Below are 11,759 nucleotides of genomic sequence, written 5' to 3' on the forward strand. Positions count from 1 at the left end.
GCACGAGCCCCTGACCCGAAGGACGCGCATGTCCCCGACCGGTTCTCCCCCCTCCACGCGCCGTACGCGCCGCGACCGCTGCCCCGGCGTGCTGAGACCCTGGCCCGCCGAGGACGGCCTGCTGGTCCGGCTCCGGCTCATCGGCGGCCGTGTCGGCGCCTCCTCGCTGCGCGCCCTCGCCGCGGTGGCCGAACGGTACGGCTCCGGCCGTGTCCACGTCACCGGCCGCGCGAACCTGCAGCTGCGCGCGCTGCCGGGAAACGCGGGGCGGCTGGGGCCCGAGGTGGTCCGGGCCCTGGCGGAGACCGGCCTGCTGCCCTCCGTCAGCCACGAACTCGTCCGCAACGTGATGGTCTCCCCGGGCACGGGCACGGCGGGCACGGCCGGGGCCGGACCGGGCGGGGGCCGGGCCGACCTGCGGCCCGTCGCCTCGGACCTGGACACGATGCTGTGCTCCGTCCCGCGCCGCGCCGACCTGCCCGGTCGTTTCCTGTTCGTCCTCGACGACGGGCGCGGCGACCTGGTCGGCCACCCGTGCGACCTGGGCCTCGTCGCCCTGGACGGGGGCGTCGCCCAGCTGAGGATCGGCGAGGGCTGGGGCCCGCTGGTGCCGGTCGGCGAGGCGCCCGCCGCGCTCCTGCGCCTGGCGGACGCGTTCCTGGACCGTCGCGGGGAGGGGCCCGCCGCGCCGTGGCACGTCGCCGAGCTCCCGGCGCCGCTGGCCGGGCCGGCGGAACCGGACCGGCGGCTCCCTCCTCCCGCCCCGCCGCTGCCGTACGGCCCGCTGCCCGGAGGCGCACGGCATGTGCGTGTGCCCGACGGGGGCCTGGACCGCCCGGCCGCCGAGGCCCTCGCAGAGGAGGCGCTCGCCTCCGGGTCCGGCGAACTCGTCGTCACGCCCTGGCGCGGCGTCCTGGTGCCGGGAGGGTCCGTTTCCGCCCCCGGGGAGGCGCGGTGACCGTCCCGCGCCGACCGGGTCGGCACTACGACTACATCGACGACGGGCCCGCGATCTACACGGACTCCTTCGCCGTCATCCGGGAGGAGGCCGAGCTCGGGCACCTGCCCGCCGACGCGGAGCGGCTCGCCGTGCGGATGATCCACGGCACCGGCCAGGTCAACCTCGCCGGGGACCTGGTGGTCCACCCCGGCCTGGTGTCCGCGGCGCGCTCCGCCCTGCGTGCCGGGGCGCCGATCCTGTGCGACGCGCGCATGGTGGCCAGCGGTGTGACCGCGAGCCGCCTTCCGTGCGGCAACGAGGTGCTCTGCTTCCTGGGCGACGAACGCGTCCCCGGCCTCGCCGCCGAGTGGGGGACCACACGCAGCGCCGCCGCGGTCTCCCTGTGGGAACCGTTCCTGGAGGGCGCCGTGGTCGCCGTCGGCAACGCGCCCACCGCCCTCTTCCACCTGTTGGAGATGCTGGCCGACGGGGCGCCGCGCCCGGCCGCGATCGTCGGCTGCCCCGTCGGTTTCGTGGGGGCCGCCGAGTCCAAGCAGGCGCTGACGGAGTTCGGCAGCCGGTTCGGCGCCGACATCCCCTACGTGACCGCCCGCGGCCGCCGCGGAGGCTCCGCGATGACCTGTTCCGCTCTCAACGCGCTCGCCAAGGAGGAGGAGTGACCGGACGTTTCCACGGCGTGGGCGTCGGCCCCGGCGACCCCGAACTGATCACCCTCAAGGCCGCGCGGCTCATCGCCGCGGCCGACGTCGTCGCCTACCACGCCGGGGTCGGCAAGGCGTCCAACGCCCGCCGCATCGCCGCCTCCCTGATCCCCGGTCCGGCGGTCGAGGAACAGCTCACCTACCCGGTCACCACCGGCGCGACCGATCACCCGGGCGGGTACACGGGGGTGCTGGCCGACTTCTACGAGGAGTCCGCCGCCCGGCTGGCCGCGCACCTGGACGCCGGCCGCGACGTCGTGCTCCTCTCCGAGGGCGACCCGCTGTTCTACGGCTCGTACATGTACATGCACGACCGGCTGGCCGAGCGGTACGAGACGGAGATCGTGCCCGGGGTCCCGGCGTTCGCCGCGGCCACGGCGGTGGCGGCGGCCCCGCTGGCCCGGCAGACCGACGTGCTCACCGTGCTGCCCGGAACCCTCCCCGAGCCGGAGCTGGCCCGTCGGCTGGCCGACACCGACGCCGCGGTGGTCATGAAGCTGGGCCGGACCTTCCCCGCCGTGCGCCGGGCGCTGGAGTCCGCGGGGCGGCTGGAGCACGCCGTGTACGTGGAGCGCGCCTCCATGGACGGGGAGCGGCGGCTGCCCGTGGCCGAGGTCGATCCGGCGACGGTGCCCTACTTCTCCCTGGTCCTGGTCACCGGGGACAGCCGCAACGGCAGGAGGTCGCGCGACCGGGCCGTGCCGGGGCCCGCGGCCGTGCAGCCCGCCGGCCCGGCCGCCGAGCTGCTGGTCGTCGGCCTGGGGCCCGGTCCCGGCCACTGGCTCACCCCCGAGGCCTCGGCGGCGCTGGCCGAGGTGGACCACGTGGTGGGTTACGGCCCCTACGTCGACCGCGTCCCGCAGCGGGCGGGCCTGACCCGGCACGCCTCCGGCAACACCGTCGAGATCGACCGCGCCCGCCTCGCCCTCGGGCTCGCCCGCGACGGTGAGAGCGTGGCGGTGGTCTCGGGCGGGGACGCCGGTGTGTTCGGCATGGCCACCGCCGTGTTCGAGGCGGCCGAGGACCCCGCCTACCGGGACGTCCCGGTCCGGGTGCTGCCGGGCGTCAGCGCCGTGCAGGCGGTCGCCGCCAGGGCGGGCGCCCCCGTCGGCGGTGACTTCGCGGTGATGAGCCTGTCGGACCGGCTCAAGCCCTGGGAGGTGATCGAACGGCGCCTGCGCGCCGTCGCCGAGGCCGACCTGGCGCTGGCGATCTACAACCCGGCCTCGCGCTCGCGGACGGGGCAGGTCGCCGCCGCCCGCGAGGTCCTGCTGGAGCACCGCAAGCCCGACACCGTGGTCGTCGTCGGCCGGAGCGTCGGCAGGGAGGGCGAGTCGCTGGCGGTGACCACGCTCGGGGAACTCGACCCCGCCGGCGTCGACATGCGCTGTCTGCTCATCGTCGGCGCCTCGGGCACCCGCGTCTCCGGGACGGGCCGGGTCTGGACGCCGAGGTGGGTGCGGCCGTGACCGTGCACTTCGTGGGGGCGGGGCCCGGCGCCGCCGACCTGCTCACCGTCCGCGCCACGCGCATGCTCAACGCGGCCGACGTCGTCCTCTACCCCGGCACGTACCTGGACCCCGGGGTCCTGTCCCACTGCGCCCCCGGCGCGGAACTGGTCGACACCCAGGGCCTGGACCTGGACCGCATCACCGAACGCCTGGTCGCCGCGCACGCCGCGGACCGGGACGTCGTACGGCTGACCTCCGGGGACCCCTCGCTGTACTCGGCGCTGGCCGAGCAGACCCGGAGGCTCGACGCGCACGGGGTCCCGTGGGACGTCACGCCGGGGGTGCCCGCCTACGCGGCCGCCTCGGCGCTGGTGGGCCGCGAGCTGACCGTTCCGCTGGTGGCCCAGTCGGTGGTGCTGACCCGGACCGGCACCCGGTCGACGGCGATGCCGGAGACCGAGGCGCTGGGCGCGTTCGCGGCGACGCGGGCCACGCTGGTGCTGCACCTGGCGATCCGGCGGGTGCGGGAGCTCATGGCCGAGATCGTTCCCGACTACGGCGCGGACTGTCCCGCGGTGGTCGTGTACCGGGCCAGCCAGCCGGAGGAGGAGGTGCTGCGCGGGACGGTCTCCACCATCGCCGGCCTGGTGGAGGAGGCGGGGCTCCGGCAGGCGGCGGTGGTCCTCGTCGGGTGGGCGCTCGACCCCGAGGGGGGCGGTGAGTCCTACCTGTACGACCCCTCGCGGCCCAGGGGCGCCGCCCCCTCGTCAGGCGCTTCCGGGTGACGGGGCCAGGCTCCACTGGGTGACGGTGCGGGCGGGGGACCATCCGGTGAACGCGCCGATGGGCGCGGCGGTCTCCACGGCGATGCGGGTCAGCTCCCCGCCGTGGCTCCGGTAGGCGTCCGCGAGCAGCCGCTCGGTCTCCAGCGTCACCCCGTGCACCACGATCCTGCCGCCCGGTCCCAGCGCCTCCAGGCAGGCGTCGAGCACGCCGGGCCGGGTCGCGCCGCCGCCGACGAACACCGCGTCGGGCGGGGCCAGCCCCTCCAGCGCGTCCGGCGCGCGGCCGGCGACCACGCGCAGGCCCGGGACGCCGAGCCGGTCCGCGTTGCGGCCGATCCGCCCGGCGCGCCCGGCGTCGGCCTCCACCGCCGTGGCCGTGCACGAGGGGTGGGCGCGCATCCACTCGATGCCGACCGAGCCCGCGCCCGCGCCCACGTCCCACAGGTGCTGCCCCGGGGAGGGCGCCAGCCGGGCCAGCGCCGAGGCGCGCAGGTCCCGCTTGGTGAGCTGGCCGTCGTGCTCGAACGCGTCGTCGGGCAGCCCGGCGACCAGCCCGCGGCCCGCAGGTCCGGAGAGCTCCAGCGCCAGTACGTGCAGCCGGGGCACCCCCTCCGGAGGGGAGGCGAGCCAGTCGCGGGCCGTGCTCCCCGACCGCGACTCCGCGGCCGCCCCCAGGTCGCCGAGGACGGTCATCCGGCTGCCGCCGTAGCCCGCGCCGACCAGCAGGGCGGCGACCGTCCCGGGGGTGGCGGCGTCCGAGGAGAGCACCAGGACACGGCGTCCCGGGGCCAGGTCGCGCATCAGCAGGTGCGGATCGCGCCCCACCAGGGACAGCACCGTGCTCCCCTCCGCCGGCCACCCCATCCGGGCGCGGGCCAGGGCGACCGAGGAGACGGCCGGCTCCACGCGCACCGCGTCCGCTCCGAGCAGGTCGATCAGCGTGCTGCCGATGCCCGAGACCAGCGGGTCGCCGGAGGCCAGGGCGACGACGGCGCGGCCCTCCAGGGAGGCGAGCAGGTCCGGCAGGCCCTCGCGCAGGGGGGAGGGCCAGGCCAGGCGCCGCTGGCCCGGCGCCCGCGGCAGCATGGCGAGGTGCCTGCGCCCTCCCAGCACCGTGTCGGCCGCCAGGACCGGCCCGCGCAGCCTCTCGGGCACGCCTGGCCAGCCGTCGGCGCCGATGCCGACGACGGTGATTCGGGGAGGGGACATCTCGACCTTCATGGGCAGGACGCTATCGTGGCGGCCGAAGGTGCGAGGTGCCCCGGCTGCCCAGCCATCGGAAACGGTGGGGACGGCGTCCGGGGAGAATCTGGGAAGCCCGGTGAGAATCCGGCACAGGCCCGCTGCGGTGAGCCGAGCCTCCGTACAGGAGGACTCGGTGAGTCCGAAGACCGGCCCCGCACCCGCCCATGACCGATGGCGAAACGAGCGGGAGCCTCACATGCCATTGCGGACGTCCCACTATCCCTTCTCGGCGATCGTCGGCTGCGACGCCGAACCGCTCGACGACCTGGGCCTGGCCCTGGTCCTGGCCAGCGTCTCCCCCGAGATCGGCGGTGTCCTGGTCCGCGGCCAGAAGGGCACCGCCAAGTCCACCGCGGTGCGGGCCCTGGCCCCCCTCCTGCCCCCGGTCGAGGTCTACCGGGGCGACCGCTTCTCCGTCGACCCCGCCGACCCCGCGCAGGAGTCGCCGGACGGCCCCTTCCCTCCCGGCACGGCCGTGGAGCGCCGCCCGGTGCGCCTGGTCGAACTGCCGGTGGGCGCCACCGAGGACCGCGTCCTGGGCTCGCTGCACCTGGAACAGGCGCTCACGCACGGCCGGGTCGCCTACGAACCCGGACTGCTGGCGCGCGGCCACCGCGGCCTCCTCTACGTGGACGAGGTCAACCTGCTCCACGACCACCTGGTCGACCTCCTCCTGGACGCCGCCGCGACCGGCCGGGTGACCGTGGAGCGCGACGGGTTCTCCGTGGAGCACGCCGCGCGCTTCCTCCTCATCGGGACGATGAACCCCGAGGAGGGCGAGCTGCGCCCGCAGCTCCTGGACCGGTTCGGGCTGACCGTCGAGGTCGCCGCGCCCTCCGAGCCCGCCGCACGCGTGGAGGTGGTCCGCAGGCGCATGGCCTACGACGCCGACGCCGCCGCCTTCTCCGAACGCTACGACCGGGCCGAGAAGGCCCTCGCCGAGCGCATCGCGGCGGCCCGGGAGACGGCCCGGCACGCCCGGCTGTCCGACGCAGCGCTGCTGAAGATCGCGCAGGTGTGCGCGGCGTTCGAGGTCGACGGCCTGCGCGCCGACATCGTGACCGCGCGCACGGCCCTGGCGCACGCCGCCTGGGAGGGCCGGACCTCGGTCTCCCTGGCCGACATCCGCCGCGCGGCCCTGCTGGCCCTGCCGCACCGGCGCCGGCGCAACCCCTTCGACGCGCCGGGGCTCGACGAGGAGCTCCTCGACCGCGTCCTGGGGGACGAGGAGCCGCCGCCGGACGGCCCCGAGCCGCCGGGCGGCCCCGACGACCCCGCCGGCTCCGACGACCCCGCTTCCCCCGTCGGGGACGACGGGGACGGCGGGGACGGCGCTCCCGACAGCCCGGACGGGGGGCCCTCCCGGCCCCCGGAGGCCGGCGCCGGCGAACCGGACCGGTCCCCCGTCCCGCCCCGGGGGCCGGAGAACGCCCAGGAGGCGGAAGCACCCCGGGAGCCCGGGGACGCCGAGCGGGACGGACCCGGGCCCGCGGCCGGCACCACGGTCGGGGCGGGCGCCCCCTACCGCCCCCGGGCGTTCACCGCGCGGGGCACGGGGACCGGAGCCGACGGCCGGCGCAGCCGCGCCCTCGGCGCCCGGGGCCGCCGGATCGGGGCCGCACCGCCCGGCGGGGGTTCCGGCGGCCCGCTCCACCTGGTCGAGACCGTCAGGGCGGCGGCCTCCCGCCCGCACGGCGGCGGCCGGATCGGCCTGCTCCCCGGCGACCTGCGCGTCGCGGTGCGCGAGGGCCAGGAGAGCAACCTGGTGCTGTTCTGCGTCGACGCCTCCGGCTCCATGGCGGCGCGCAAGCGCATGGGCGAGGTCAAGACCGCCATCCTGTCCCTGCTGTTGGACGCCTACCGGCGCCGCGACAAGGTCGGGCTCGTGACCTTCCGGGGGACGGCGGCCGACCTGGTGCTGCCCCCGACCCGTTCGGTGGACACCGCCGCCGCCCGTCTGGAGGCACTGCCCGCCGGTGGGCGCACCCCGCTCGCCGAGGGCCTGCTGGAGGCCGCCCGGGTCCTGCGGCGCGAGCGCCTGCGCGACCCGAGGCAGCGTCCCCTGCTCGTCCTCGTGACCGACGGCCGGGCCACCGGCGGCCGGGGGGCGGTCGGCCGGTCGCTGGCGGCCGCCGACCACGTCGCCGGCCTGGGTGTGGCCACCGTCGTCGTGGACGGCGAGTCCGGCCCGCTGCGCCTGGGCCTGGCCGCCGCCCTCGCCGCCCGCATGGGCGCCGAACACCTGCCCGTCGACGAGGTCAGCGCCGACGCTCTGGGAAACGCCGTGAGAGAGAGGGCCGCCTGATGCCCCAGGGCAGACCGTCCGTCGTCCCGGACGACGGGCTCACCACCCGGCAGCGCCGCAACCAGCCCGTGCTCGCCGTCCACACCGGGGACGGCAAGGGCAAGTCGACCGCCGCGTTCGGGCTCGCGCTGCGCGGCTGGAACCAGGGCTGGCGGATCGGGGTGTTCCAGTTCGTGAAGTCGGCGAAGTGGCGCATCGGCGAGCAGACCGTGCTCGAACGCCTGGGGAGGCTGCACGAGGAGACCGGCGAGGGCGGCCCCGTGGAGTGGCACAAGATGGGCTCGGGCTGGTCCTGGAGCCGCCGCCGGGGAAGTGACGAGGACCACGCGGCGGACGCGGCCGAGGGATGGGCGGAGATCAAGCGCAGGCTCGCCGAGCAGACGCACGACCTGCTCATCCTCGACGAGTTCACCTACCCGATCCACTGGGGGTGGGTCGACGTCGGGGACGTCGTGACCGCCCTGCGCGACCGTCCGGGCCGCCAGCACGTGATCGTCACGGGCCGCCGCGCCGCCCCCGAACTCCTGGAGGCGGCGGACCTGGTCACCGAGATGACCAAGGTCAAGCACCCGATGGACGCGGGCCGCAAGGGCCAGCGGGGGATCGAGTGGTGAGGACCCCGGCGGCCCCGGAGCCGACGGGGCCGCCCCGGCCGGCGCCCCCGGCACGGCCGACGGCCCTGCCGAGGCTGATGGTCGCCGCGCCCATGACCGGGCAGGGCAAGACCACGGTCGCCGCCGGGCTGATGGCCGCGCTCCGCGACGCCGGGCTCGCCGTCAGCGGCCACAAGGTCGGCCCGGACTACATCGACCCCGGGTACCACGCCCTGGCCACCGGCCGCCCCGGCCGCAACCTCGACCCCCACCTGGTCGGGGAGGAGCGGGTGGCGCCGCTGCTCCTGCACGGGGCCCGGGGCGCGGACGCGGCCGTCGTCGAAGGGGTGATGGGGCTGCACGACGGGCGGATCGGCGCCGACGGCTTCGCCTCCTCCGCGCACGTCGCGGCCCTGACCCGCACGCCCGTGGTCCTGGTCGTGGACGTGTCCCGCATGTCCCGGTCGGTGGGCGCGCTGGTGGCGGGCATGGCCGCCTACGACCCCGCGGTCGAGGTCGTCGGCGTGCTCCTCAACAAGGCCGGTTCGGCGCGCAACGTCGCCGAGATCACCCGCTCGGTCCGCCTGCCGGTCCTCGGCGTGGTCCCCCGCGACGAGCGGATCGCCAGTCCGTCCCGCCACCTCGGGCTCGTCCCGGCGTCGGAGCGGGAGGACTCGGCGCGGGCGGTCGCGCGGCTCGGCGAGCACATCGCGGGCCATGTCGACCTGGACGCCCTGCTGGAGGCGGCCCGCTCCGCGCCCGCGCTGGACGCCGGCCCCTGGGACCCGGCCGCGGAGGTGGCGGCCCCGGGCGCGGGTCCGCGCCCGGTGGTCGCCGTGGCCGGGGGCCGGACCTTCACCTTCCGCTACACCGAGACCGAGGAGCTGCTCACCGCCGCCGGGTGCGAGGTCGTCGCGTTCGACCCCCTGGAGGACACCGGCCTGCCGGCCGGTACCCGGGGCCTCTACCTGGGCGGCGGCTTCCCGGAGGTGTACGCGGGGGAACTGGCCGCGAACCGGGGCCTGCTGTCCGAGCTGCGCGAGGCGGTCCGCGGCGGGGTCCCGACGGTCGCCGAGTGCGCGGGGCTGCTCTACCTCGCCGACGCGCTCGACGGCCACACCATGGCGGGGGCCGTCCCGGCCGTCGCCCGCATGACGGAGCGGCTCACCCTGCGCTACCCCGAGGCGGTCTCGCCGGGGGACACGCTGCTGACCCGGGCCGGGGAGCGGGTCACCGGCCACGAGTTCCACCGCACGGCGCTCACACCCGGGCACGGGGGCCGTCCGGCCTGGGAGGTCGACGGCACGCCGGAGGGCTTCGCCTCCCCGACCCTGCACGCCTCCTACCTGCACGTGCACTGGGCCGGACACCCGCAGCTCGCCGCGAGGTTCGCCGGGGCCGTGCACGGAGCTCCGGCACCGGCTCCGGCGCCCGCCGTGCCCTCCCCCGCCGCCCGGACGGCGGCAGTCCCCGGCGCCGGACCGGTGGCGGATCCGCTGCGCCACCACGGCGACGTGGAGGCGCGCGGCGGCATGCTCGACTTCGCCGTCAACGTCTATCCGGGGGAACGGCCCGCCTGGCTCGACCGGGCCCTGCGCGAGAGCCTGGACCACGCGGACGTCTACCCCGACCCCGCGCCCGCCCGCGAGGCCGTCGCGCGCCGGCACGCGCGGCGGCCCGCCGAGGTCCTGCCGACGGCGGGCGCAGCCGAGGCGTTCACCCTGGTCGCGCGCCTGCGGCCGTGGCGTCGTCCCGTCGTCGTGCACCCCCAGTTCACCGAGCCGCACGCCGCCCTGGAGCAGGCCGGGCACACCGTCACCGCCGTGCTCTGCCCGGAGGGCCGGGGTTTCGCCCTCGATCCCGCCGCCGTCCCCGAGGACGCGGACCTGGTGGTGGTCGGCAACCCCACCAACCCCACCGGTGTCCTGCACCCGGCCGGGGCGCTGCGCGGGCTGTGCCGGCCCGGTCGGCTGGTCGTGGTGGACGAGGCGTTCATGGACGCCCTGCCCGGGGAGCCGGAGTCCTTGGCCGGTGAGCGGATCGGCGGCCTGGTGGTGCTGCGCAGTCTCACCAAACACTGGTCGGTCCCCGGTATCCGCGCCGGGTACGCGGTCGGCGACGAGGCCGTCGTGCGCGGTCTGGCCCGGGCGCAGACGCCCTGGTCGGTGTCGGCGCCCGCGATCGCCGCCACCGTCGCCTGCACGGGCGAGGAGGCGGGCTCGGAGGCGGAGCGCCGCGCGTCGGAGTTCGGTGCGTGGCGCACCGGCCTGGAGGCGGGGCTGCGCGGAGCGGGGATCGGGTTCGTGCCCTCCCGGGCGCCTTTCGTGCTGGTGAAGGCGGGCGAGGGGGTCCACGCGCGGCTGCGCGGCCAGGGCATCGCCGTACGCCGCGCCGACACCTTCCCCGGGCTGGGCCCCGACTGGGTGCGCGTGGCCGTGCGCCCGCCCGAGACCGCGCGGAAGCTGCTCGCCGCCCTGTCGGCGGGGTAGCGGAGGGCCCGCCCGAGCGCCCGCTCCTCCGCGGTCGGCAGCACGCGCGCCGGCGTCCCCGACGCACGGGGCGCGGGGCGCGGACGCCCGCCGTCACGCCGGGGGAGGGGGACCGCCCGTGTCCGCCCCGCCGGGGCCCGGGCACGCACCGGCCTCAGGGGGTCCTGCGGCGGGCTTCCCGCGGGGCCCCTCCCAGGCCCGTCACCCAGTCGAAGGCGTCCGCCACGCCGTGGACGGTGGGCACGCCCCGGGGGCCGGGCGGGCGCCGCACCACCACGACCGGGACGCCGAGCCGGGCGGCGGCCTCCATCTTCGGCCAGGTGTAGGTTCCCCCGGAGTCCTTCGTGACGAGCACGTCCGCCCGGTGCCCGGCCATCAGCTCCAGCTCACCGTCGAGGCGGTACGGCCCCCGGCTGGTCACCAGCCGCCAGGCGGCGGGGAGTTCGAGTCCGGGCACGTCCACCACCCGGGCCAGGACCTCGTGCCCGCCCAGGGCGGGCACGAGGCGGGCCAGCTCCTGGCGGCCGACCGTCACGAACGGCCGCCCGCCGAGCCCGGCCGCCAGCTCGGCCGCCTCCTCGTGGGTGTCGGCGTGGTGCCAGGCCGGGTCGGGCTCCCATCCCGGCCGCTCCAACCGCAGCAGCGGCAGGTCCGTACAGGCGGCGGCCGCGTTGGCGGTCATGCCGAGCGCGAAGGGGTGGGTGGCGTCCACGACCGCGTCGTAGTCGGCCAGGGCGGCGCGCAGCCCCGGCACTCCGCCGAACCCGCCGATCCGCACCTTGCCCACCGGCAGGCGCGGCCGGGCCACCCGGCCGGCCAGCGACGTGGTCACGTCCACGCCCGCCCCGACCAGCAGGGCGGCCAGCTCACGGGCCTCGGACGTACCCCCCAGGAGCAGGAGCCTCAGAGGAGAAGGGCTGCGCCGAAGGCGTCCGTTGAGGGTGGTGGAGGGTGACGAAGAGGGAGGGACCGCGGCCGCAGGCCAACCGTTGAGGGTGGTGGAGGGTGACGAAGAGGGAGGGACCGCGGCCGCAGGCCAACCGTTGAGGGTGGTGGAGGGTGACGAAGAGGGAGGGACCGCGGCCGCAGGCCAACCGTTGAGGGTGGTGGAGGGTGACGGGAGGGCGGCTCCCGGACCGAGCACGGGGAGTCCGGCGGGAGCCCCGTCGAGGGCCAGCCCGAGCAGGGCGTCGACGTCCAGGTACCGCTCCGCCAGGTCGGCGAGCAGG

General features: G+C 77.3%; 9 protein-coding genes and 1 riboswitch. Of the genes, 7 read left to right on the forward strand and 2 right to left on the reverse strand.

All coding sequences use genetic code 11. The annotated features are described in order from the left end of the window. Positions 1-28 precede the first annotated feature (28 nt). The 4 genes from ACQPYD_RS29330 to ACQPYD_RS29345 are packed head-to-tail and all read left to right on the forward strand — an operon-like array spanning position 29 to position 3,898. The gene (locus tag ACQPYD_RS29330) at positions 29-958 is read left to right on the forward strand and encodes a nitrite reductase (RefSeq protein ID WP_433698610.1); all 930 of its coding nucleotides are present in this window, start codon (positions 29-31) and stop codon (positions 956-958) included. Beyond that, on the forward strand, positions 955-1,620 hold the full coding sequence (locus ACQPYD_RS29335; RefSeq protein WP_433698611.1) for a precorrin-8X methylmutase: 666 nt from the start codon (positions 955-957) through the stop codon (positions 1,618-1,620). Before ACQPYD_RS29330 ends, ACQPYD_RS29335 begins: the two co-directional genes overlap by 4 nt. Next, positions 1,617-3,131, forward strand: coding sequence for a precorrin-2 C(20)-methyltransferase (locus ACQPYD_RS29340; RefSeq protein WP_433698612.1), 1,515 nt, complete (start codon positions 1,617-1,619; stop codon positions 3,129-3,131). Before ACQPYD_RS29335 ends, ACQPYD_RS29340 begins: the two co-directional genes overlap by 4 nt. Further along, positions 3,116-3,898: a cobalt-precorrin-4/precorrin-4 C(11)-methyltransferase gene (locus tag ACQPYD_RS29345; protein WP_433698613.1), complete on the forward strand. Its 783-nt coding sequence runs from the start codon at positions 3,116-3,118 to the stop codon at positions 3,896-3,898. The genes ACQPYD_RS29340 and ACQPYD_RS29345 overlap by 16 nt, the downstream gene beginning before the upstream one ends. Here the strand turns inward: ACQPYD_RS29345 and cbiE are convergent. Continuing rightward, entirely contained in the window at positions 3,881-5,119 is a 1,239-nt protein-coding gene (cbiE, locus tag ACQPYD_RS29350) for a precorrin-6y C5,15-methyltransferase (decarboxylating) subunit CbiE (protein WP_433698614.1), read from the reverse strand. The genes ACQPYD_RS29345 and cbiE overlap by 18 nt on opposite strands. A gap of 56 nt (positions 5,120-5,175) precedes the next feature. Further along, a riboswitch (cobalamin riboswitch) is annotated at positions 5,176-5,312 on the forward strand. Between the two features lie 27 nt (positions 5,313-5,339). Here cbiE and ACQPYD_RS29355 point away from each other — a divergent pair. From ACQPYD_RS29355 to ACQPYD_RS29365, 3 genes are all read left to right on the forward strand, one after another. Then, positions 5,340-7,448, forward strand: coding sequence for a VWA domain-containing protein (locus ACQPYD_RS29355; protein ID WP_433698615.1), 2,109 nt, complete (start codon positions 5,340-5,342; stop codon positions 7,446-7,448). Continuing rightward, positions 7,448-8,062 carry a cob(I)yrinic acid a,c-diamide adenosyltransferase gene (gene cobO, locus ACQPYD_RS29360; RefSeq protein WP_344180440.1) on the forward strand — a complete coding sequence of 205 codons (615 nt, stop codon included), beginning with the start codon at positions 7,448-7,450 and terminating at the stop codon, positions 8,060-8,062. The genes ACQPYD_RS29355 and cobO overlap by 1 nt, the downstream gene beginning before the upstream one ends. Before the next feature lie 77 nt (positions 8,063-8,139). Next, complete coding sequence (locus ACQPYD_RS29365; RefSeq protein WP_433702167.1) at positions 8,140-10,530, forward strand: cobyrinate a,c-diamide synthase; 2,391 nt, start codon at positions 8,140-8,142, stop codon at positions 10,528-10,530. Between the two features lie 154 nt (positions 10,531-10,684). Here ACQPYD_RS29365 and ACQPYD_RS29370 read toward each other — a convergent pair whose 3' ends face one another. After that, the gene (locus tag ACQPYD_RS29370) at positions 10,685-11,437 is read right to left on the reverse strand and encodes a cobalt-precorrin-6A reductase (protein WP_433702168.1); all 753 of its coding nucleotides are present in this window, start codon (positions 11,435-11,437) and stop codon (positions 10,685-10,687) included. Positions 11,438-11,759: the final 322 nt, after the last annotated feature.

The organism is Nocardiopsis sp. CA-288880, from assembly GCF_050955985.1.
Classification (GTDB): Bacteria; Actinomycetota; Actinomycetes; order Streptosporangiales; family Streptosporangiaceae; genus Nocardiopsis; species Nocardiopsis tropica.